Origin of the sequence: Grimontia indica, from assembly GCF_000333895.2 — a bacterium.
Lineage (GTDB): Bacteria > Pseudomonadota > Gammaproteobacteria > Enterobacterales > Vibrionaceae > Enterovibrio > Enterovibrio indicus.
Genome location: NZ_ANFM02000033.1, coordinates 71118 through 95043, shown reverse-complemented (window position 1 = coordinate 95043; position 23926 = coordinate 71118). Strand labels below are relative to the sequence as shown.

General features: G+C 47.3%; 20 protein-coding genes and 1 tRNA gene. 8 read left to right on the top strand and 13 right to left on the bottom strand.

Annotated elements, in window-relative coordinates; translation table 11 throughout:
- Window positions 1–24 precede the first annotated feature (24 nt).
- From D515_RS18185 to D515_RS18175, 3 genes are all read right to left on the bottom strand, one after another.
- Entirely contained in the window at window positions 25–705 is a 681-nt protein-coding gene (locus tag D515_RS18185; RefSeq protein WP_002540575.1) for an HAD family hydrolase, read from the bottom strand.
- Between the two features lie 275 nt (window positions 706–980).
- On the bottom strand, window positions 981–1238 hold the full coding sequence (locus D515_RS18180; RefSeq protein ID WP_002540574.1) for a DUF6482 family protein: 258 nt from the start codon (window positions 1236–1238) through the stop codon (window positions 981–983).
- Window positions 1239–1357: 119 nt separating this feature from the next.
- A tRNA-Cys gene (locus D515_RS18175) sits at window positions 1358–1431 on the bottom strand.
- A 347-nt stretch (window positions 1432–1778) separates the two neighbouring features.
- On the opposite strand from D515_RS18175, the gene D515_RS18170 reads away from it, so the two are divergent.
- From D515_RS18170 to D515_RS18155, 4 genes are all read left to right on the top strand, one after another.
- Window positions 1779–3935 carry an adenosylcobalamin-dependent ribonucleoside-diphosphate reductase gene (locus D515_RS18170; protein WP_002540573.1) on the top strand — a complete coding sequence of 719 codons (2157 nt, stop codon included), beginning with the start codon at window positions 1779–1781 and terminating at the stop codon, window positions 3933–3935.
- A 64-nt stretch (window positions 3936–3999) separates the two neighbouring features.
- On the top strand, window positions 4000–4698 hold the full coding sequence (locus tag D515_RS18165) for a TSCPD domain-containing protein (protein ID WP_002540572.1): 699 nt from the start codon (window positions 4000–4002) through the stop codon (window positions 4696–4698).
- A gap of 192 nt (window positions 4699–4890) precedes the next feature.
- Window positions 4891–5481, top strand: a complete 591-nt coding sequence (locus tag D515_RS18160; protein WP_002540571.1) for an FMN-dependent NADH-azoreductase — start codon at window positions 4891–4893, stop codon at window positions 5479–5481.
- Between the two features lie 172 nt (window positions 5482–5653).
- A complete protein-coding gene (locus tag D515_RS18155; protein WP_002540569.1) occupies window positions 5654–6130 on the top strand; it encodes a hypothetical protein in 477 nt (158 codons plus the stop codon).
- A gap of 104 nt (window positions 6131–6234) precedes the next feature.
- Here D515_RS18155 and D515_RS18150 read toward each other — a convergent pair whose 3' ends face one another.
- Both D515_RS18150 and D515_RS18145 read right to left on the bottom strand, forming a co-directional pair.
- Window positions 6235–7569, bottom strand: coding sequence for a MipA/OmpV family protein (locus D515_RS18150; protein ID WP_420835378.1), 1335 nt, complete (start codon window positions 7567–7569; stop codon window positions 6235–6237).
- A 181-nt stretch (window positions 7570–7750) separates the two neighbouring features.
- A complete protein-coding gene (locus tag D515_RS18145; RefSeq protein ID WP_002540567.1) occupies window positions 7751–8386 on the bottom strand; it encodes a 2OG-Fe dioxygenase family protein in 636 nt (211 codons plus the stop codon).
- Window positions 8387–8708: 322 nt separating this feature from the next.
- Between D515_RS18145 and D515_RS18140 the strand changes: the two genes are divergently transcribed.
- Window positions 8709–9467 carry a nucleotidyltransferase family protein gene (locus D515_RS18140; RefSeq protein ID WP_002540566.1) on the top strand — a complete coding sequence of 253 codons (759 nt, stop codon included), beginning with the start codon at window positions 8709–8711 and terminating at the stop codon, window positions 9465–9467.
- A gap of 30 nt (window positions 9468–9497) precedes the next feature.
- Here the strand turns inward: D515_RS18140 and D515_RS18135 are convergent, their stop codons facing one another.
- The 8 genes from D515_RS18135 to D515_RS18100 form a co-directional block, all read right to left on the bottom strand.
- Entirely contained in the window at window positions 9498–10268 is a 771-nt protein-coding gene (locus tag D515_RS18135) for a class II glutamine amidotransferase (protein WP_039850285.1), read from the bottom strand.
- A gap of 92 nt (window positions 10269–10360) precedes the next feature.
- Window positions 10361–11548, bottom strand: a complete 1188-nt coding sequence (locus tag D515_RS18130; RefSeq protein ID WP_039850295.1) for an NnrS family protein — start codon at window positions 11546–11548, stop codon at window positions 10361–10363.
- A gap of 150 nt (window positions 11549–11698) precedes the next feature.
- Entirely contained in the window at window positions 11699–12640 is a 942-nt protein-coding gene (locus D515_RS18125) for an ABC transporter permease (RefSeq protein ID WP_002540562.1), read from the bottom strand.
- Window positions 12641–12642: 2 nt separating this feature from the next.
- Window positions 12643–13605 (bottom strand): ABC transporter permease, encoded by a 963-nt coding sequence (locus D515_RS18120; RefSeq protein WP_002540561.1) that lies wholly within the window; start codon window positions 13603–13605, stop codon window positions 12643–12645.
- Entirely contained in the window at window positions 13602–14618 is a 1017-nt protein-coding gene (locus D515_RS18115) for an ABC transporter ATP-binding protein (RefSeq protein ID WP_002540560.1), read from the bottom strand. The genes D515_RS18120 and D515_RS18115 overlap by 4 nt, the downstream gene beginning before the upstream one ends.
- A 10-nt stretch (window positions 14619–14628) precedes the next feature.
- Window positions 14629–15576 carry an ABC transporter ATP-binding protein gene (locus D515_RS18110; protein ID WP_002540559.1) on the bottom strand — a complete coding sequence of 316 codons (948 nt, stop codon included), beginning with the start codon at window positions 15574–15576 and terminating at the stop codon, window positions 14629–14631.
- Between the two features lie 8 nt (window positions 15577–15584).
- A complete protein-coding gene (locus D515_RS18105) occupies window positions 15585–17240 on the bottom strand; it encodes a peptide ABC transporter substrate-binding protein (RefSeq protein ID WP_002540558.1) in 1656 nt (551 codons plus the stop codon).
- Between the two features lie 615 nt (window positions 17241–17855).
- Complete coding sequence (locus D515_RS18100; protein ID WP_002540557.1) at window positions 17856–18704, bottom strand: TauD/TfdA dioxygenase family protein; 849 nt, start codon at window positions 18702–18704, stop codon at window positions 17856–17858.
- 409 nt (window positions 18705–19113) lie between these two features.
- Between D515_RS18100 and D515_RS18095 the strand changes: the two genes are divergently transcribed.
- From D515_RS18095 to sbcB, 3 genes are all read left to right on the top strand, one after another.
- Complete coding sequence (locus tag D515_RS18095; RefSeq protein ID WP_002540555.1) at window positions 19114–20316, top strand: GGDEF domain-containing protein; 1203 nt, start codon at window positions 19114–19116, stop codon at window positions 20314–20316.
- Window positions 20313–22376, top strand: a complete 2064-nt coding sequence (locus D515_RS18090; protein ID WP_002540554.1) for a sensor domain-containing phosphodiesterase — start codon at window positions 20313–20315, stop codon at window positions 22374–22376. The genes D515_RS18095 and D515_RS18090 overlap by 4 nt, the downstream gene beginning before the upstream one ends.
- A gap of 108 nt (window positions 22377–22484) precedes the next feature.
- Complete coding sequence (gene sbcB / locus D515_RS18085) at window positions 22485–23909, top strand: exodeoxyribonuclease I (RefSeq protein ID WP_002540552.1); 1425 nt, start codon at window positions 22485–22487, stop codon at window positions 23907–23909.
- Window positions 23910–23926 lie beyond the last annotated feature (17 nt).

The following is a 23926-nucleotide window of genomic DNA, read 5'->3' as shown; positions in this document are numbered from 1 at the left end:
CGCTGTTTTTGTTTTTCCTGATGACTACGCAGTTTTAGCATTTAGCATATCACTAAGACCCAATTTGCCGAAGATCGCATCATAATGAACGAAGTTCGGAATTCGGGTGTGATGCTGAACTTTTGTGCCCACGGCGACAAATTCATAGCCCAGCGTGCTGGTTGCCATTTTGTCCCACTCCCCATCACCGAAGTATACGCGGCGAGAGAATACGGCACCCGTGTCTTGCTTAGCACGGAAAGCAGCCAGCGCCATAATTTCACTCCGCGTCATTGCATCGGAACAAGACGCAAAGCTCACGCCTGTGATATCAAAACCCGCCGCGCTCAGCTTCATCTTGGCAGACTCTTGCCAACCACCCGTTGCGATAGCCAACACCACATTTGGGTGTGACTTCATGTCATTCACAAACTCGATCGCGCCTGGTGTGGCAACAAGGTCATTTTTGTTTGAAGAAATATATTCTCTCAGTTTTTGCAGGAACAGCGCTTTCACTTCACGAAGGATACGCATTCTGTCTTGACGCATACCCTGTTGTTCGATCAGTTCTTCCAAAATGCCGACGTCAGTCACGTTGGTAAACGCTCCCCAATCATCGGTTAGTTCAATTCCTACTACTTCCTCTACAGCAGAGCGAAAACAATCGGAATCAAAGTCGTAGCTGTCGATCAACGTCCCATCGACATCCAACATAAACAGGTTCATTAACGCCAGTCCTCAAATCTAGGATACAGAAACAACCCTCAAGGCTGATTTGACATTGCGCGTGGCGATCACCATTTTCCGCGCAAGCCGAACATTGTATTTACAAATGCAACGTCCGGGCAACAATCTTTACTGATAATTACAGATAGTAGACGCACATCAAGATTGGCGCATACGCTAGAAAAGAAATGTGACAAGGTGATGGCTACTTACAATTTGTAACCATCACTTTCAAAGATTGTGTGATGTGGGGCGATGCTGAAGTTTAACCAGACCTAAAGCGAAATCACGTGACTACTGGTTTCACTGGCTTCTTCACCAATCATTTCGTCGTAGGGATTGTCCATCACCAATGTCGCTGATGTAAAACCCTGCTGTGTAAGGGCCTCTTTTGCTGTGTTTAGGCATTCGAAAAACATCAAATCCCCGTCCTTGCTCCGCTGATATGTCACTGTGCCGCGACCTGCGCTGGTACCAATGAGGTATTTGCTGGTATCTCCACAGCTAACAATGATGGCTTCTGCATTCGACATTGGTCTTCCCTCTTGTTGTGATTTAAGAGAGTTACGCGCGGTAAAGCAACAGCGATCAGAAAGTAGCGCTTTTGGTAAAGCCGGAAGTGGGAACAAGGAAAATCGGAGGGAGGAAAAAATGGAGGCGCGTCCCGGAGTCGAACCGAGGTCCACGGATTTGCAATCCGCTGCATAGCCACTCTGCCAACGCGCCTTTGAGTATCAGAGAGTGTCTCTGGCTACGGGACGGAATTATAGAGAGGCTCACGCTCAACGCAACGGTTTTTTTCACCTTTCCAACTGAGTGTTTCTGATTTGATCACTTCGAGCAAAAATGCGCCTTTGCAAGCATAACACCTCTCACATTGAGAGGCTTTAGATGCACAACACACTATCCTGTAAGGAGAAGTGAAATTTCTGCCGAAAAGAGTGTTTGTCAAGACTTGAAGATCACAGGATATAGTGGTTTGATCTGCGCCCTTGTCGATCAGGGGCACAATATAGTGTTTCTGGCCAAGCTTCGCTCAACAAGACGGCATTACTTTCGAGGTGCAATTCATAATGGCTAAAACCAAGTCAGCTTCTGATATCGAATCCACTGGCGTACTCGCTATTCCTTACCAAGATACGTCGATGGAAATTTGGGACAGCAAATACCGCCTGAAAAGCAAACACGGTGACGCAATCGACGCGACACTGGATGACACTTTCAAGCGTGTTGCTCGTGCACTTGCCGATCTCGAAGAAAAATCAGTACGCGAAAAATGGTACAACGAATTTCTGTGGGCACTTCGTCACGGTGCTATCCCAGCAGGCCGCATTACTTCTAACGCTGGCGCTTTCGAGCACAAACCTGCGACCTCAACCATCAACTGTACTGTGAGTGGCACCATTGAAGATTCAATGGACGACATCCTGGGTAAAGTGCACGAAGCTGGCCTGACCCTGAAAGCGGGCTGTGGTATCGGCTACGACTTCTCTACCCTGCGTCCACGCGGTGCGTTTGTTTCTGGCGCCGGTGCCTACACCTCCGGCCCACTGTCGTTCATGGATATCTACGACAAGATGTGCTTCACCGTTTCTTCAGCAGGTGGTCGTCGCGGTGCACAAATGGGCACCATGGATATCCGTCATCCAGATGTGATGGAGTTCATCCGTGCGAAGCGTGAAGATGGCCGTCTACGTCAGTTCAACCTGTCTCTGTTGATCACTGAAGAGTTTATCGAAGCCGTTAAAAACGATGGCGAATGGCAACTGATCTTCCCTGTGACCGCGAAAGAAGCGCGTCAAGACGGTACCGATCTGCAGAACGATGAAAGCATCGTATGGGCAGATTGGCCGAGCAAAGATGGTCTGGTTGAAGATGATAAAGGCCGCGTAGCGTGCAAAATCTACCGCACTATGCCGGCGCGTAACCTGTGGAACGTGATCATGTCGTCAACTTACGACTACGCGGAACCAGGCTTTATCCTGATCGACAAAGTTAATCAAATGAACAACAACTGGTTCTGCGAAGACATTCGTGCAACCAACCCATGTGGTGAACAGCCGCTGCCTCCTTACGGCGCGTGTCTGCTGGGTTCAGTGAACCTGACCAAGTTCGTTCGCGACCCATTCACTGAAAATGCCTACTTCGACTGGGACATGTACCGTAAAGTCGTAGCTATCTTCACCCGTATGCTGGACAACGTGGTTGAGATCAACCAACTGCCGCTTGAGAAGCAACGTGAAGAAATCGAAACCAAACGCCGCCACGGCATGGGCTTCCTTGGCTTGGGTTCTACCCTGACGATGCTTCGCCACAAATATGGCAGCGCAGCATCTATCGCTTTCACTGAGCAAGTTTCTCAGGAAATGGCGATCACCGGTTGGGAACAAGCGATCGAGCTTGCTGCAGAGAAAGGCGCAGCACCAGTGATGGACAAAGAATTCGACGTTACTCCTAAGATGATGCGTCTGCGCCCTGAAATGGCGAAAGACGGCATCAAAGTGGGCGACAAAGTGAAAGGTAAAGTCCTGCACGCGAAATACAGCCGTTATATGCAGCAAATTGGCGAAGTACGTCCAGACCTGATTGAGAAACTGGCGGCGAACGGTGGTCGTTTCACCCACCACAGCTCTATCGCACCAACAGGTACCATCTCTCTGTCACTGGCAAACAACGCAAGTAACGGTATCGAACCAAGCTTTGCTCACCACTACACCCGTAACGTGATTAAGCCAGGTAAGAAATCGAAAGAAAGCGTCGATGTGTTCAGCTTTGAGCTGTTGGCATACCGCGAACTGATCAACCAGAAAGCAATGCCATACAGCACGAAAGAAGACGAGCAACTGCCTGAGTACTTCATCACTGCCGATGACATTACACCAAGCCAGCACGTTGAAGTTCAGGCTGCTGCGCAGCGTTGGATTGACTCGTCAATCTCGAAGACAGCAAACGTACCGACTGACTTCCCGTTTGAAAGCTTTAAAGACATTTACATGGATGCGTATGACAAGGGTCTGAAAGGTTGTACCACCTTCCGCTTCAACCCAGAAGTGTTCCAGGGTGTTCTGGTTAAAGAAGAAGATCTGGAAAACACCACTTACGTATTCACGCTGGAAGATGGCACCACCTTTGAAGCCAAAGGCAACGAGAAGATTGAGTATGACGGTGAAGAACACACCGCAGCTAACCTCTACGACGCCCTGAAAGAAGGCTACTACGGTAAGTTCTAACCGCAGACAGACAAATAAAGGGGTGGCGATTTCGCTGCCCTTTGTGAGAAAGAAGTAATTCGTTATGACACGTAAAATCGAAAGCAAAATTGTTGCGTACAAAGTAAAAAGCAAAGACGCCGTTCAGGAAGCGCCTGTCGCTCCGGTTGTTGAAGTACCAACATTTGAAACCATGCATGAAGAAATGCCACGCCCTGAAAAACTGCTGGGCTCGACGTATAAGCTGAAAACGCCAGAGCACGTTTCTGAACATTCTCTGTTTATTACCATCAACGATGTTGTGCTGAACGAAGGCACTGACCACGAAGTGCGTCGTCCTTTTGAAATCTTCATTAACAGCAAGAGCCTTGAGCACTACCAGTGGATCGTCGCGCTGACTCGCATTATTTCCGCGGTATTCCGCAAAGGTGGCGACGTCACTTTCTTGGTGGAAGAACTGCGTTCCGTATTCGACCCTAAAGGCGGTTACTGGAACAAAGGTAAATATGTGCCTTCTCTGATTGCTGAAATCGGCAATGTAATTGAACAGCACCTGATGGAAATCGGCATGCTGAAAAACCCAGAGATGGACGAACACCAGAAGGCATTTCTGGAAGCCAAACGTGCTGAGAACGCGGCAAAAGCAGAAGTGAAAGAGGAAGAACCAGTAAACACGGGCTTTCCACCGAGCGCTACCCTTTGCTACAAGTGCCACAACAAAGCCGTTATCGTGAAAGACGGTTGTCAGACATGCTTGAACTGTGGCGACTCTAAGTGCGGTTAATGTACTGAATCCTATGAAAGAAAAGGCTTCCTGATGGAAGCCTTTTTGCTATCTGAGATACCTTCCCTTATCTTATTCAATTAATTCGAACAACCGATACGAATTTTTCCGCTATTTTGTGAATAAACAACCATCTATAGTTTGTTCTAACAACACAAGACACGTGACAAAAATACTTAAACGGAGCAAATTATGGCTAGCGTACTGGTTTTAAAATCAAGCATTCTCGGCGAATACTCTTCTTCAACCAAATTGATTGACCAGTTGGTTTCACAGTTTGGTGAAGACACTTTTGTAATCGAACGTGACCTAGCAGCTCACCCCATTCCAGTATTGGACGGTGAACTGATGATGGGCTTACGCGGTGCTGAAAACCCAACCAAACGTCAACAGGAAGCGCTGGTTCAATCAGACCAACTAATTGAAGAAATTAAGGCGAGTGACACGCTGGTTATCGCGGCCCCCATGTACAACTTCAACATTCCAACTCAGTTGAAAAACTGGATTGATTTTATCGCCCGCGCTGGCGTCACTTTCTCTTACACCGAGAATGGTCCAAAAGGCCTGCTGACCGGTAAGAAAGCCATTGTCGTCACCACCAGAGGCGGTATGCATAAAGACATGCCGACCGAGCACATCACCGGTTATATGACAACCGTGCTGGGTTTTGTGGGTATCACCGACGTGCAATTTGTTTATGCCGAAGCGCTGGCAATGGGCGAAGAACCTGCACAGGCATCCATGGAGCAAGCAGCCAAAAACCTTCAGGCGCTTGTTTCGTAAAGAACAATTTCCTTCATGCTATTGCTAACTTAAATTTCCTTTTTCATTTTGGGTGTCTGTGTAGACACCCTTTTTTTGTTGGATCTTTCTCTCAGCATCGCCTTTTCGGCATTTTCATTTGGTGAATAATCCGTTCTTATGTGGCCTTTGATTTGCCCTGCTGGAGCCTTAAGTGATTAAAGCAAATCCATTTTTAGGAAATGACGAAGACCGCGCTGAAATTTGGGACATGTTAGTCGCAAAAGATATCCGAGCTTACACCCAAGCGGATTGGTCCATGGTAGAAAATGATTTCCTCGAGGACGAATTCTTTGCCGTCAACGCGGGTTTCGACAATGACCCAGGTAAATGGAATCTCGCCTTCTCACGCTTTGAAAACTACCGCGACTCCTGGCTGGAAGCCGCTCGCGCAAGTTTAAATACTGAATATGCTGAGCCTTTGGAAGACGCCGTTCACAAGCTGACAACGCTGGAACAGATTGAAGTAAAAGATGGCAAGGCGATTGCGAGAAAGCAGTTTGATGGCACGATTCAAGTCGTCGGTAAAGAGCCAGAAGTACTGAATTGGCAGACGCTCTACTACCTGAAGAAAACGCCTGCAGGTTGGAAGATCGTCGGCTTTACTGGTTACCTCCCTTACACGCCATAACCCAATTAGAGCGTCGGGAAATTGAAAGCATCATATCCTTTCTCTCCCAAATATCCCGGCGCTCGCCTTATCTCGCTCTACTATTCTCTCAGTCCCAAAACTACCTAGAACTCGATCTGTAAGTAAATCGTGTTGTAGTTACTGCCGCCTTTAATACGGCCGAACTGACTGGCTTTTTCAAAGATTGCCGAGCGGTGATGAATCGAATACCCCAACCAGGCCCGGTTCCATTCTGACTTCCCAAACAGATCCCCAAGATTCACATCAAGAGATAGATCGATGAAGTTGAGCAAGTTGCTTGGCTCATAGCCTTTTTCATCCATTTCCGTCTGTTCGATATACGTGATGTTATTCACGTAAGAAAGGCCTTCTGCCACACCGAGTCGCCACTTGGTCGGCCAATCGACCGTATAAAAAGCTTTAATGGCCATCACAATTTCGGCAGAAGAAGCCTGAACCTCTGAGTTCCAGTGCCAAACGATACCCGGTGTCAGGTACAAGTCCATCGGGATACCAAACAATTCATCACTGAGTGGGTGACCATAGAAAACGGAAGTCAGTTGGTTATTGAACGGGTCTTTTTCAGTGTCACCGGCGAGGATATCGCCAATATTAGAGGGAGTTGCCCAGCCATGCGCTAAACGCCAATATGGACGGGTCGAAATTTCACGCTCGCTGTGGCGGCGGTTATCATTAAAGAAACCGAAGCCCGCATAAACTTCACCGTGCCAATCATTGCTGATAGTCGGCGCATTCCGAACATTCTCGTCGAAGTAGGTCGCATAAGCCGCGCCAACCAAGTAAAGATTAGAATAAACGTGGTAACGCCCTTTCACACCCGCCTTGAAATCCATCCCTGCGCCCAGTTTCACGCCATCATTTCGGTATTCAGAAAGACCGTAATAGAAACTGTTGAAGTCGGCATCTTTGTATCGCGCAGAAACTGTCGCATTCAAATCGTAACTTTCGCCTTCGAGTTTTTTACCCAAGGTCGCAATACCGTGAAAACGGCTGCTTTTATCTGAAAGTAGGTCTAAGTCCGCATACCAACCATCACCCAACTGACGTTTCAACTGGAAGCCAAAATCCCCGGTGTCGCCACCGATGTCATTTTGCACTGCTGTAGGCAGGTCGATAAAACGCATACGAAGAATGGTATTCAGTCGCCACTCATCTTCTTCCCAAAGCCTCAAACCACCTTCAGTACCATCGATAAAGAATGCTTCATCTTCATAGAACATCATCGGTACAAAGCTTGAGACAATATCGCTGCCGCTGTTGGCATAAGGAATACCCGCAGAGCGAATTGTTGCTGCCAAACCCCAGTTCTCACTTCGCTTTAAGCGCAATGTCTCTAAAGTCTCAGACTTTTCAATGGGTTCGGGGTCGCTGTTCGCGTGTGATACTCCAGTAAAACAAAGGGACGCAGCAGCAAGCATTAAGGGAAACTGACTTTTCATTCATCTTCTATGCATTAATCCAAGTGAGGTAATTGTAACGCATTCAAAGGAAAGTGTTTCGGATTAATTCATGAAATCAGTGAGTTAAGAACGTATGAAAAAAGACTGGCGGCCAATTTGGCCACCAGTGTCTATAGTTTTAGCGCTTTGCTTTTTGGTGTTAATGCTCTCTTGCTGTCAAAACAAAGAGATCCAGATGACCATGCTCTGATGGATTGAGCGGTCTGATGGGATTGGCGTTATGCCAAACCGCATGATCATCGAGTAGAGCAACATCACCATTGTTCATTGCCAGCGAGAAGAACGGCTGTTCGCTTCTGTCTTTGTACACCAGAATTTCACCACCTTGTACGTTCTGTCTGTCTATTGCGGCAATCGCGATATGGTCAAAGCCATCTTGGTGAATCCCTTCTGGGGAGACGGGAGTGATGTCGTTCAGTGTAACAACGCGCATCTGGTGAATTTCGATATCCTGTTCGTCTTCAAGCTCGTTGTTGTCTTTAAACAAGCGGCAGAGTTCAAACAATCCTTCAGAGTGAAGTACCGCTGGCGTCAGTTCTTCAAAGTCACGGACAACACCGCCTTGATGCTGGTTGATAGCCTGCGACTGCACAAAAGTGTGGTGTTCCATTTGTCGAAGCGCACCGTCAAGACAATGCACAATCGAATAGCGTCTTAACCGATATTGACCGTCTGCATAAGGGGTAGTTGGCAGATCATCAAACATGGGTACAAGTTCTTTCACAGCCTGGTCGCTGATATGACAAAGCTGCATAAGGTAATCTGGATGGTACATGTTACGTCCTCCATATTGCTCCTCAATCGGGTACTCTGGATAAGAGTCCACCGACCACAGTTATCACATAAAGTTAACGACACTGCATCATTTTTGACAATCTTTTATAGATTATAAAGTCACCTTAAACACCAAATACGCTCATATAATTGGCATATATTAAAATTAAAAGGATTTTATTTTGCGTTATTTGATCTGTACCAAATTGGTCAACCACACTTTGAGAGCTCGAGCGCGAACCTGAATCTTCCATTCAGCTAACATTCATACTCCATGGATAAAATAGATTTGTGGATGCCCAAGGAAACCAAGAGGTAAGTAAATGGGAAGAATGATTAAGGCGCTGATTATCGTACCGATTCTGGTAATTCGTGTTCCAGCCTATGCCAATCAACCAGACATAAAGTCCCTCCCTGAACACCCTAGCCCTGCTTATGAGCAATTTGAACCTCAACAAGCATTGTCTGATTTGCTCGCTATTCCTTCATTCAGAGCTCACCAGGTCAATCAACCCGTTAGCGACTTGGATACTCTCTATAAGCTCGCCCCTGACGCACAACAAGAGTTGGAAACACTGGCAACAGGCATTGCCGATTCTGTAAACGCAAAAGTGCTGAGTGCTGGCATGAAGGGTCAGGATCGTGCTGCTGTAAAAGTGGATAAAGAACTGAATGGTGATGTGTCTAAGCTCACTGATGTAGTTCGAATCACCATTGAATCTGACTCGATTGATTCTCTGAATCAGGCCTACGAAAAGCTAGCAGCCCAAACCCAGACGCTTGAAGTGATTAACCGCTTTCAGGCTCCTCGCCCTTCTGGTTATCGTGATCTGAAAGTGCTGGTGACTTTGCCAGAAAGCCAATTGGTGGCCGAAGTACAACTGCACCTTAGTGCCATCTCTAAAATCAAGAATGGCCCTGAGCATGGTATCTACGAGCAAATTCAGCGCATTGAGCGCGATGCTGCACATCGCGAAATGACAGAGTTTGAAGTCACCAAAATCGCTCAACTCCGCCAACAATCCCGAAAGATGTACCAAATGGCCTGGGCGCAATATCAGCCATACAGCATGGCGGTATAACCCCGCAAAATTGTAGGGCGGTTCTCCGCCCTATCTCATCTCGAATTGCGTAATATCCACCTGCTCGCCTTCAAGCGCAATAAAGCTCTGCGCTGGCACACTTTTCCACCCTTCTCTGTCAGTATCATATGGCTCTGATGCCAACACCACGCCACTGTCTAGATGCTTGTAAAACAACGTCGGGGGCACACCATAAGTGGCATATCTTAATCCCCAAAATTGTTTACCGTTACTGACGCAAATTGATGCTTTAAACGGATCTTCTACCTCTTTGACGCGCATTTCAGCTTCCACCCTAGCGATAACCTTTTTAAGCGCTTCTTTGGGCGACGACTCCATGTTGTATTGCAGCAGAAGAAGGAAGATAAGTTCGCTATCTGTCGAGCCTTTTCGCTTCAGGTAGTATGGCTCTTCCAGATGTCGCTCTAGGCTGTAGCGCGTCTGTTCAAATTCAGGGATTTGTCCGTTATGCATGAACAGCCAATTATCGACATTGAATGGATGACAGTTTTCTCGGGAAGTATTTGTACCTGTCGACGCACGGACATGCGCCATAAAACGGTGAGATCGTGTGTGTTCAGCAAGTGATTTTAGATTGGCATCAGACCAAGCAGGTAAGACTTCACGATATAGTGCTGGCGTTGGTTTTTCGCCATACCACGCGATACCAAAACCGTCAGCATTGACCGCCGTCACGGCTTTGTTGGCATCCATACTTTGCGACACCAGCGAATGATTTGGCTGATGAAGCATTTCATCCAAAAAACACGGTTTTCCTTGATACGCTAACCACCTACACACAGCAACCTCCTATCACTTCAGACATTCTAAGTATGCGTGAGTTATGGGAAATTGCCGTGCCAGACAGCGCATTTTTATGTTGGGCATTTAAATCAACCTGGGTGGCCGTCAGTTCTTGCTTTTATCAGCATTGGGCCGAAAATAGCAGCAAACGAGACAAAAGATAGCGACCATCCCACCGCTGCAACGACTATCCATGTACTCAAATATTCAGGCCAGATCGAAGGCCCCACCACGCGGACAAGGGTGGCGAATACGAGGGAAAGAAAGGCAAAAGCAAACGGCGGACCTTGGTATATTGCACGCCCGGTATGTCCCATTGTCACCCTAGCAATCATCGCCAGAATAACGCCTGCTAAGGTACCCATAGCCAGTAGGTGTATCAAAGTATGAGATACCCAAGGGCTGCTAATTGCCATTGCTTTGGCAAACAGTCCCAACGGCAAAGCAAGATAAAACAGGTGCAATGACCAAACCAGAGGCTCACTCTTTGACTTAACACCACCCCAGCGGTATAGACGAATCAGTTGCGCACAGCCCGCCACCAGCAGCAAAGCCAGAGTAACTGTCGAGCCCACCAAAGGAAAGAAACTCAGAATCGCCAGTAAGACGAGCGGGAGATTCGCAGCGACATCAAGCCACAGTAAGGCTTTTGGTGCTTCAAACTGAAAACGTTTTGCGGTGAAAAATGGAATCACTCTGCCGCCCATGATGGATATAAGCAGCATGAACCACCAAATCATCGCCTGCCAGAGTACGTTAGAGGAAAATGGCGGCATTCCCTTCACCGTGGCATAGCTAGCGAAATTAGCAATAAGTGCAACGGTGAGCATTGGAATGAAAAACAAATTCCGCCAACGTTTCGTTTTCACCACCCGCATCCCCACTTCCCAGCCAACAACCAGCAGAAATGCACCATCAATCAGAGCAATCACCGCAAGTGGTGTGTCAGTCCAGAATAAAACCCGCGGTAATACCCAAAGCATCACAATGATTGCAAGTTTCCAACCGGATGTTCCCTTCACGCCTGTCCATGTCTGAACAGCAGTCAAAAGGAAACCTGCCACCACCGCTATTGCAAATCCAAACAACATTTCATGAGCATGCCACCAGAGTGGTGGGACATTGAGTAACGTCGATGCGCCAGTGGAGAAAATCCAGCTCCAGACGGTCACAGTAAACACGGCATAGACAGAAGCCAGAAGGAAAAATGGCCTAAAGCCTAGTCGTAGAACCGGTGGAATACGTTCTTCCTTTGCCTTATCGACAATGTTGATCATCATGGAAATGTCTCTTTGAACTTAAAGATGTATTTATTATACACTTTAAGTTCTCATAAGAAAGTCAGCAAATTTTGTAACGATAGATCAGTACCTTGAGGAAAAGAAAAAGCCGGCGATTGCCGGCTTTGAATAGGCTTTCGGGTTAAATTAGCTTCCCGATTTCGGGTCCAACGCATCTTGCAGTGCATCACCGAGGAAGTTAAACGCCATAACGGTGATCAAGATGGCAACACCCGGATAGATAGCCAGACCTGGCGACTGCCAAATCACTTCCTGCGCATTCTGCAGCATGTTACCCCATGATGGCATTGGCGGTTGAATACCCAAGCCAAGGAATGACAGTGCACTTTCCAGCAGGATAACGCCACCCAGTGCCATGGTAGTCGCAATGATGACTGGCGAAAGCACGTTAGGCAGTACGTGACGGCGAATGATGCGCCAAGGTGAAGCGCCGTAGCCAATCGCGGCTTTTACGTAGTCACGCTCACGCACAGACAAGGTACCTGAACGCACCAGACGTGCAGTGGTTGGCCAACCAAACAGTGCAACAATCACAATGATGCGGATGAAGCTTGCATTCTCACCTTGAGCCCAACTATCAGGCAGTCCCAGTTTACTCAGGTCTACCGCTGCCAAAACGATCATCAGTGGCAGTGTTGGCAAAGACAACGTGAAGTCTGCAATACGCATCAGTATTGAGTCCAATTTGCCGCCGAAGTAGCCAGCAAATACCCCAATCAAGGTGCCAAGTATCGCTGTCGCCAGCGCAGCGACTGCACCGACTGCTAACGAAACCTGACCGCCATACAGTAAGCGCAGGAATACGTCACGACCCAGTTCGTCAGCCCCTAACCAGTGCGTGCTGCTGGCAGGTTCAAAGCGGGCAAAGAAATCCACTTCAAAAGGGTCATGCCCAAACCACGCCGCCAGTAACGGCGCACTGAAACACAAGATAGTCAGCAGTAGAATGAATACCGCGCTCACCAGTCCCGCTTTGTGCTGGCAGAATCGTTGCCATACCAATACCCATGGCGATGATGCCTTACGTTTTGGTGCTGCAGGAGCAGCGTTAGTCACTTGTTGTGTCATGCTTATGCTCCTTTCGTCAGACTGATACGTGGGTCAAGCTTCGCATAGGCAATATCTGCCAACAGGTTGCCAAGCAATGCTGTGAAGGTAATCACCATCAAACCGAGCAGTGCCAGGTTGTAGTCGTTACCCATGATGGCGTCGAAAATCAATTTACCCATGCCTGGCCATGCGAATACGGTTTCCGTGATCAGTGCACCTGAAAGCAGGAAGCCGATATCCAAAGCAATGATGGTCACCAAAGGGATCATCGCGTTACGCAAAGCGTGCTTCCAGATAACGCGGGTTTTCGATGCGCCTTTGGCAATCGCTGTACGGATATAATCCTGACGCATCACTTCCAGCATGGTGCCACGCACATAACGGGAATGGCTCGCGACATTCAGTACCGTCAGTGAAATTACTGGCAGAATCAGGTGCTTGGCTTGAATCCAAAAACCACCACCTTCCGCTTCACCCGTACCACCAGCCGGTAACCAGCCTAATGTTACAGAGAAAACCAGAATCAGCATCAGTGCCAACCAGAACGCTGGCGTAGAGAAACCGACGAAAGCACCAAAGCTAATCACATAGTCAGCCCAAGAACGGTGTTTCAACGCGGCAATCACACCAACTGGAATCGCAATCAGCAATGACAGCAGAGTCGCGATACCCACCAGCTTAACAGTGTTCCAAACCGCCGGAATCAACACATCTTCTGCAGGTTTGTAATAGAGGCGCGAGTAACCAAAGTCACCCTGTAACGCTGCAATCAACCAGTTGCCATAACGCTCTAACAACGGTTTATCCAGCCCTTGTAGAGCTTTAAGACGAGCCACGTCTTCTGCGGTCATGTTTGGATCGGATGTCGCCATCAAATCGATCGGGTCACCCGGCATCAGGCCAATCAAGGCATAAGAAACGAACGAAACGAGGAGCAGAACAAACAGACTCTGCAGCACCCGGCTTATCAAAAATTGCGTCATACCGTGGCCTCCTCAGATTCCATCTTTTTTACGTCGATCTCTTCTCCCGGATAGTGACAGGCAACCATGTGCTTGTTGTCGTCTTCATAGACTGAAGCAACCGGTGTTTCCTGCTTACACTTCTCTGTTGCTTTTGCGCAACGAGGATGGAAAGTACAACCACTTGGAGGATCGATAGGACTCGGCACGTCACCTTGAAGCGCCAGACCACGTTTACGTTTGCCCTTCCCTACCTCAGGAACTGCAGCAAGCAGTGCCTGGCTGTATGGATGAGCTGGTTTCGAGAAGAATGCGTCGCGCGGCGCTTGCTCAACCACCTGACCGAGGTACATCACCACAATGGTGTCGGCAAGATAATCAACCACCGCCATGTCATGGCTGATGAAGAAGAAAGAAAGGTTACGTTCGCGCTGAAGTTCGGCAAACAGGTTCAAAACCTGGCTTTGCACCGACACATCAAGCGCAGACAGAGGTTCATCGGCAATGATCAGTTTAGGATCGAGCACCAGAGCACGGGCGATACAGATACGTTGACGCTGACCACCTGAAAATTCATGTGGGTAACGGTCAAGCGCGTCTTCGCTCAGGCCAACGGCTTTCAATGCCTCAATCACTTTGGCTTTGCGCGACGCTTTGTCGCCCACGTTGTAGACTTCGAGTGGTTCGCCTACCAGCTCAGAGATAGGCAATCTTGGGTTAAGCGCGGAATACGGGTCCTGGAAAACCAATCCCAGTTTTCTGCGAAGGTCTTTAAGCGCTTGCCCTTTTAATCCGGCCGTTTGGATGCCATCGATTTCAACGCCACCTTCAACCGGTGATTCCAGCAGAGCGACCATTCTGCCGAGTGTTGATTTGCCGCACCCTGATTCCCCTACAATGGCGAGCGTCTCCCCTTTATTCAGGGAAAGTGAAATTTTGTTTACCGCTCGCAATTCTTGCGCAGGTTTCCCAAGCCAGCCTTTCTTGCCAATGGGATAGCGCTGACAGACGTTGTCTAGTTTTAATAATGTCATAGGTCCGTCCTTAGATATGGTGGCAGGCCACGGTGTGCACCGCGTTCAGCTCCACCTCTTCCGGCATGGTTGCTACACAGGTTGGCGTTGCTTTTCCGCAACGATCTGCAAAAGGACAACCCTGTCCACGTTGATCAAGTGGTGGAACAGCGCCTGGAATGGCAGGTAGAACGTCACGTGCGCCACCAATTCTTGGAAGTGTTGCCAAAAGTCCTTGAGTGTATGGGTGTTGAGGGCTGGCGAAGAGCTCTTCTGCCGTTGCCTGCTCTACAATACGACCAGCGTACATCACGATAACGCGTTCAGCCAGTTGCGAAACTACACCCAAGTTATGGCTGATAAATTGAACCGCCGTCCCTGTGGTATCACGAAGTTCTTCCAGCAAATCAAGTACCTGAGCCTGAACTGTCACATCGAGCGCGGTTGTTGGTTCATCGGCAATAATCAATTCCGGCTCACATGCCAGTGCCATGGCAATCATAACGCGCTGTCGCATCCCACCGGAGAGTTCATGTGGGTAGGCTTTTGCACGTCGAACCGGATCAGGAATATGTACCTTTTCCAGCATTTCAATTGCGCGCTCTTGCGCTTCAACCTTGTTGCTACCACGGTGCAATTCGAACATTTCAGCGATCTGATCACCGACGGTTACAACCGGGTTCAATGCAGTCATTGGCTCCTGGAAAATCATGGCAATACCTTCACCACGGACCTTCTGCCAATCTGCTTCTTTGTTTGCTAGTAAGTTTTCGCCGTTAAATACCACCTGGCCACTGGCTTTCATCACCTTCGGTTGCAGGCCCATCAGGGTAAGGGCGGCAAGACTCTTGCCGCACCCTGATTCACCGACGACACCAAGTATCTCGCCTTTCTTAATGTGGAAGCTGATATCGTTCACCGCCGGGTAGCCTTTAAAGGCTACCCGCAGTTGACGAACATCCAGTATCGTCTGATCCATAAAAGCTCCTACTTCTTGGTGCTGTACCACTCTTCAACCCAGTTACTAGACGGGAACATGTGACCTGTTGGTGTCACGCCTTCCAGCCATTTTGGCTTCACGAAGCTGTCTGAACGGAAGTACAGCGGCAGAGCTGGGAGATCTTCTGCATAGATTTTCTGGATTTCATGGAAAATCTTGTTACGTTTCTCGGTGTCGAGCTCTTTCTCAACTTTGTTCAGCAGTTCATCCATCGCTGGGTTTTTGTAGCCGATGTAGTTTTGGCCAGACCAACCATTTTCTTCAGTAGGAATGTTGGTAGACAGCAGTGTGGTACGCGGTGGGCTTTCAGGTGATGAGTACCATGCAAACATCGCGAGGCCTTTGTGCTTACGTTGGTTCAGTGTTTCACCGAAATAAACACGCGCAGGCTGGTTCACGATAGAGACTTTTACGCCAATCTGTTTCCACTGAGACTGCAGCACTTGCTGAACCAGTTCACGGGTTTTATTACCTGCGGTGGTCATCAGTTCCAGATGAAGTTCGTTGCCTTCGCCATCAACCATCACACCTTTTTTCAGTGTGTAACCTGCTTGCTTCAGAAGCTCTTTCGCTTTCTCAGGGTTGTATTCGTAGCTCTTAACATCTGCGTAGTACGTTGTGTCTCTCGGGCTTACGTTGGTGTTTGCCACCGGTTGCTTACCACCGAACAACTTATCAACCAACTGTTGACGGTTCGCACCGTAAAGCAGCGCCTGACGGACTTCTTTCTTGGCAAGGTGCGGGTTATCCATAGTGGTATCCAAGTGCTCATACAGAAGACCTGGTTCGTAATGAACATTGAACTTTCCACTGTGGCGTTTTTCTAGCTGTTGTACCTGGTCAAGCGAAAGACCAAGCTCGCCTGGCAGATAATCGACAGAGCCAGACATCAGGTGCGCTTCCAGCGCCGCAGTATTCTCAACGGTTTTAAAAATTAGCTCGTCAAATGAAGGCGCTTTGCCCTTCCAGTGTGGGTTCGGCGTTGCTGTGATAAAGCTACCCGCATTCACTTTGGTCAGAACGTATGGGCCAAAGTAAAGACCTGGGTTAGTCGGGTCAGTCGCGTAACGAGTTGTTTTCGGGTAGCTGGCAGGGTCTTGCTCATACAAAGGACCATCAATATGCGCTGGCAATGCATCAGGCACGAAGGTGTTGTACTTGAAGGTTACTTTGTTCAAGTAAACTTCGAAATTCTTATCATCCAAAGCCACGACTTTCTCGACAGTCTTAGCTTCTTGCAGTCCAGGGTTACCTACCCTTTCATCGACAGAAATGTTGTAACCAAGGAGGATATCTTTGGTTGTTACAGGCGTACCATCGCCCCAGAACAGGTCATCTTTGATAGCGACAGTCATCTTGATGCCTTCACGGCCATCTTCCAGTGTGATTCGCTCAGCAAGACCGTTTTTAAAAGTAGGGACTTCAACACAGGTATTGCACTGCAGTAACCAGTCTTTTCCGTAGATAACGCTGTTTCGGTAAGACGTGCTCAAAATATAAGAAGCTGCAACATTGGACACCAAAGTTGGGTGCAAGCCTTCAGGGTACTGAGACATGCCAATTTTCAGTGTTTCGGCGTTTGCTGATGCTGCAGAAAGTGCCAGTGGCGCTGCCATCGCCATGGCGAGGATTGTTTTTTTCATATTATCGGTTCCTTCATGAACAAGAGGGGCAAATCCGTTACCCAAAACCTATGCGCAAAACAGGCGGTCTTGTTAGGCCCCAAACCAGATGCAGAGAAAAGTTGCGCATATTCCCGCAATGTTAAACATATGTTTCACTACATGTCGACTCCATACTGCCTACAATTCATTCAAATGGAACTCGTTACTCACAGAAATATCTGCCTGCATCGCATTTCACTATTTTTAACATTTTAAAATTATTTAAATCAGACAGTTACTGGCTAGAAAACAACACCCATAAAGCATTTTTACCCATTATAAATGCGCATATATTCATTTTTGCTTTTGAGACAGCGGTGTAAAGGTAACTAAGTGTGCTTATAAACAATTAAACACACAGTTTTAAAGCGGCGTTGCGCGGAATGAGTTAACTCTGGTGGGTTTTTGACCAACAGAATACTTAGGCCAAAACTCGGCGTTTAAGTAAAAACCTTGATTTTTGATCAAGCTCTTCAAATCGCAGGGTTAGAAGAATTTATCGCTACCTAATCAGATAAAACCAGCCACACATATTGAGTGATATGTTAATAGACTTCCAGATAGGAGAATTTTCGCGAGTTGTGTTTAAAACACCTACCGATACAGCTCGAAAGGCTCAGGTGGGGTTCCTTTCACTACAACTCTGTGTAACTTCCTTGGTTTGTCACCGTAGTCAGTCACTGCAAAATGCTGGGTGCAGCGATTATCCCAAATAGCGACACTTCCTGTTTCCCAGCGAAACCTTACCTGAAGCGATGCATTATGGGCGTAATCAAATAACCTATCTAACGTTATCCCCTCTTCCTCAATACAAGGATCGTCGAGCCATCGGGTAAACTGCTCATTGATATAAAGGGTTGGATGACCTGTTTCAGGGTGCTTGGCAATAACAGGATGTTTCACCGCCACCATGCCTTTCGAAATGCCGTCGACACGGCTCTCCCCATCACTGTTGACCTCGTCAAAACGACTCCCTGCAAAGCCGTGAACTGCATGGGTGGCAGTTTTACCTGCCAGCTTTTGCTTTAAAGGTTCGGGTAAGGACGCATAAACCGCTTCCATCGAGACCCAAATGGTGTCCCCGCCTTTGTCCGGTAAATGTTGAGCACAAAGCACCGAGCATTTGGGTGGTGCTGATTGCCAGGTCATGTCTGTATGCCAGTAGCTTTTTCCTGGCGGATTGCCGGGCGTCGTTTCAATTTCACTGACTTGCGGGTGTGTTGATACATGAGGAAAGAAAGGATGCGGCACCTCCAGTTCACCAAATCTTGCAGCGAGCTTAAGTTGCGACTCAGGAGAAAGGAATTGATCACGGAAGAAAATAACTTTGTATTTTAAAAATGCTTGGTAGAGCTGAGCAAACTCGCTGTCATTAAAACTGGTGAGATCAATACCTGAAATCACTGCGCCTATCGTTTTATTGCAAGATTTAATACTCAACATCCTTCATCACCCACATCAAAAGAAATTTTCAACAGCCCCTATCGCGATCAATTCAGTCTAATAGCAAGTGTCTAAGAACCAATCTTCTAGACATTTAAAAGACCGTGAAGTCACCGGTTTCCTTTCAAACAAATGGTTGTCAGGTTTCCACCAAATTATCAGCCACCTACAACCATTAAAAGCCTTTGCCATGACGATAAATTTTCTTCGTTGAACTCATGAGCAAAATGTTTACACTCGCCGCGAAAACACCACTCAGATCACATTTACACAAGACTAAACCAAATTACTTAGGCATGTACTGACTATGAAATTTCACAACTTCGTGAAGCACTTACAACCATTGTCATTTGTGAAATTATTCATTTTGACATTATGGGTCGTTTCAACGTGCTATCAGGTCTACAACATGGTGCACGCCAAACAACTCATCAAAACTATTGATGAAGAGTACAGACAACTGTACTCCACCATTCGACGCTTCGGCTCGTTTTATAACAATACTTCGGTTCAAGCCTTCAACGCTGGTGAGTACAAAGTTGGCGACACCAGCATTCTCGTGCGCGAAAACAATACTGCAGTAAAAGACCTCGCGGGGGGATTGGACAAACTGAATGATCGATTGAAAACGTGTGCACCCGATTCAGTTTGGTCAATTTCAGTGCTGGAAAACCCAAGTACATTCGGCATTTTTCATCCTATGCGCCCTGGTTACCAAGATCTATTTAAAAGCTATGCGATGCACGAAAACTTGAAATCACTTATCGAACGAGAGCACTTGGGCAATATCTATCAGGAGTTTTACGGCTGCACGACGCGAATTACAGAAGTCTATGAAGAGGCAGTGACCAAACAAAAAGTAAGAACGATTTATTTCCCGATCCACAACAGGAAGTCGTTGGATGCAATTGTTGCTGTCGATATCAAAGCCACGCACACAAACAATATCGTTGATAAATACAATGCCAATCACCACACCACATTGAACCTCAATGGGGAAAACAATATTTATGATGAGCCAGCAACTTTACCATGTTCAAATGACGGGCCGGTTAACATTGGTTTTCACTATTTGGATGTACTGAAACATGCACTTTGGCCTTCATTCATTTCAGCGATTTTATTGCACTTGGGTTATCGCCTGATGTGCCGTCGTGGACGTTCAATCAAGAATGACGAAATGACGGGTCTTTTCCGCCGTGATTATTACGAGCCTAAGTTCAGACGAATGAATAATTTCTCGATGCTGGTTATCGATATAGATCATTTCAAACAAATTAACGATACCCATGGGCACATCAAAGGGGATGAAGTGCTCACCGCGTGCGCACAAATCATACTGGCTCAAATTCGCGCTGAAGACGTTGCTGTGCGCTGGGGAGGAGAAGAATTTGTTGTCATGTTCAAAGACATGCAGCGAGGTGCAATGTTTGATAAAGCCGAGCAGATTCGTCAATCCATCTCAGCCAGATATATTGCAAATCTGCCTGTTACCGTGTCAATCGGTGGTCACTCAGCAATGAATACAACGTTTTCGAAAGCCTACAAAGCAGCTGATGCAGCCCTGTATCAGTCAAAACATCGTGGACGCAACAAGGTGACATTGGCATGAAGTATTTTCAATCCATTCCGACTCACTCAATGAACTGTAATCCGTTCTATGTAGCTTTCTCATTTCTGTTGGTTTTGGTAAGCACTGAGCTTGGCTGGTACCCCAAAGAAGGATTGGTCAGTGCTCAGCTTTTCTCTATTACCGCTGGAACCATGGTGGCAGTTGCCTATATGTACGGCAAGGACGGTGTTTTGGGGCAATTTCTGGCGTTGCTTGCCTTCTATAGCTTTATCAATATAACGCCAAGTGGCGTAGGTTACCTCTATACGTTAATAATGACGATAACCCTCTATTTCTCCGTAGAGTTACTTCAGAAAATGAGAAGACGCAGATATGCGCTTCGCGTAGCGTTTTGTTTTTACGTTTTTGCTATGCCATTTATCGGCGCATCCTCATTAGCGCTCTTAGCACCAGGCAACTACGACCTTGATGCAGCACTGAATCTGTATCTCACAGATGCCATTGGCGTGTTAATCACAGGCCCTGTTATTGCGCTTGTTTTATATGGTTTAAACCACCCAAACTGCCTCAAAGATTTACTTAAAAGAATTTCTATCATGTCTAAAGCCGATTGGCTTTACAAAGGTAGTTTGGTCTTGGGTATCTTTCTGGTTTTGCATTTTACTGATACTGCATCGCACTCGCCGTCAATGACATATATGCTACTTGCTCCCTTAGTAACACTGGCGGTATTTAACTTTTCAGAGCTGACTCAAATCCTGCTGATGATCATTGGCTATGGGCAAATTTTTCACCCATCAGCCTATGACAACCTGCATACGCTAAACACACGCTTGTCACTGTTTTTTATGTTCTCGTTGATTATCTACATCATGCTGGAATATAAGCGATCGCTGAGAAATGAAATAGAAAGCAACCTGCAAAGCCTCTATTTCGATAAACAGAGTAACTTTGGTACTTTCCAAAAACTGGATGCCAATTCACTGGTAAAAGAAAACTTCATCGTAGCCGCGCTTGATTTACGCCCGGTCTTCAAATATCCACTGGAAAAGCGTGATAGCATTTTGCGCCAAATTTCACGTTTCTTTGAAGGGCATACCAAGCTATCCGAACAGTGCTACATGCTTTATGACGTGTCTGCACTCATCATGCTTACCAGTAATACGGAAAATGCCATTGCCGAACTGGAAATGATCCCGGCAAAGCTGGATAAATACCTTGAACAACGCCAGATTAACTTCTATCCGGAGAAAATCTTTTATTGTCGTTGTCGTAAAGGGATTCGTATTAAGCAAGCTGTTAACCGCCTAAACGTCAACATGCGCTTAGGAGATAAAGGGACTCCAGGTTATGTCGTTGATTGCGATGACACTGGCTTAGATGACTACATCGCCATGCTTGAAGAGTTAGATGTCAGTAACGTTCAGATCCTTCGTCAGAATTACCTGAATATCGCCAACCCGGATAAAGTGTGTTTTGAACTACTGAGTCGTTTCTCCTTTGATGAGAAAGTACTTAACACTGGTATTGTCTTCCACTGCGCCCAGAAGTTGGGATACCTCGAACAGCTAGAGCATAAAATCGTGATGCGCCAGCTTGTTTACCTGAGCGAATTGGATCAAGACAGTTTCGAATACGGCTCTGTAAACCTCACACCTGAATACTTAAGCGACGGTGCTGCGGTGTCAGAGCTTATCGAGTGGGTGGACACTCATAGTGTTCAACCTAACAAGGTCAACATAGAAGTGGTTGAATCAGGTTCAATCGATAACCCTGAGTTACTACAAGAAAACCTGAAACGACTTAAAAACAAAGGATTCCGGTTGGCATTAGACGACTTTGGTGCAGGCCATGCAACGTATAACCAATTACTCACCATGCCAGTTGATACCGTAAAGATTGATGGTTCTCTTGTGCGAAACTGCATCACAGATCCCATTAAACGCACCATCATTGAAGACCTGCGTTCAATTGCTGACACATTAAAAATGAGCATTGTGGCGGAGTGCGTAGAAACGGAAGAAGAAGCGGAATACCTCAAGAAACTGGGTATTGATTACCTGCAGGGCTATCTCGTACACAAACCCATGCCTGTGTAATTTCTCAGTTTCAGGCCCCTTTTGGGGCCTGATATTCGCTGGACAAACAAGATTTCTCGGATAATTTGCGGTAACATCTCCCTGTCTATCAACCCCTTGGATAACACCGTGACACAAGCCAACGAACCTACCTTTTTCTTCTTCGATTACGAAACCTTTGGAACCAGCCCTGCCCTTGATCGCCCATGCCAGTTTGCCGGCGTCAGAACAGACAAAGACTTCAACATCATTGGAGAACCGTTGGTCATTTATTGTCAGCCGCCCAATGATTATCTACCACAACCGGAAGCATGCCTGATCACAGGTATTACGCCGCAAACTGCTGTTACCCGCGGCCTGCCAGAGCCTGAGTTTATTGCCAAGATCCACGAACAATTGTCCGTAGCCGGCACTTGCGCTGTGGGTTACAACAACATCCGGTTTGACGATGAGGTGACGCGCTACACACTGTACCGCAACTTTTTCGACCCTTACGGCTGGAGCTGGCAGAACGGTAACTCGCGTTGGGACTTACTGGATACCATGCGCGCAGCTTATGCGCTCCGTCCTGAAGGGATTGAATGGCCGGAAAACAGTGAAGGCAATATCAGTTTTAAGTTGGAGCATCTTTCTGTGGCGAATGGCATCGAACACAGCAATGCGCACGATGCGATGGCCGATGTCCATGCCACCATTGAAATGGCGAAAAAGCTGAAAACGTCGCAACCACGTCTGTTTGATTATCTCTATACATACCGAAATAAAAACAAGCTGACACCGCTGATTGATGTGGTTTCCATGAAACCATTGGTGCACGTTTCTGGCATGTTCGGCACTGAGCGCGGTAACACCAGCTGGGTAGTGCCTGTTGCATGGCACCCTGAAAACAAAAACGCTGTCATTGCCGTCGATTTGGCTCGTGATCCTTCGCCATTATTTGATTTGGATACCGACGCCCTTCGTGAACGCCTTTACACTAAACATACTGATCTGGCACCGGACGAGTTACCAGCTCCTATCAAACTCATCCACATCAACAAATGTCCTGTGCTTGCTGAAGCCAAAACCCTGCGCCCGGAAGATGCCGCCCGACTGGGTATTGACCGCCAACAATGTCTGGAGAATCTGAAAAAGCTCCAAGCCAATCCCTCTGTCCGTGAAAAGCTTGTCGCACTTTATGCCGAGAAGCCGGAATATCAATCGTCCGGCAATGTCGATGCCGCGCTTTATGACGGCTTCTTCTCGCCGTCTGATCGCTCTACCATGGATATCATCCGCCAGACCAAACCGGAAAATCTGGCGGCTCTGGATATACAGGTTTCAGATCAGCGTATCAAGCCACTGCTTTTCCGCTATCGAGCACGAAACTATCCCGCTACATTAAGTGACAGCGAGCAGAAAAAATGGCACATGCATCGTCGCGACTATTTCGAGGCTGAGTTACCTGCTTATATGGCAAATTTGGAAGCACTGGCTGAAGCCAATCAAAGTGACGATAAAAAATTTAAGATTCTTAAGTCCGTTTATCACTATGTCGAGTCACTGGTTTCTTAGGCTCTCGACCTAGATCA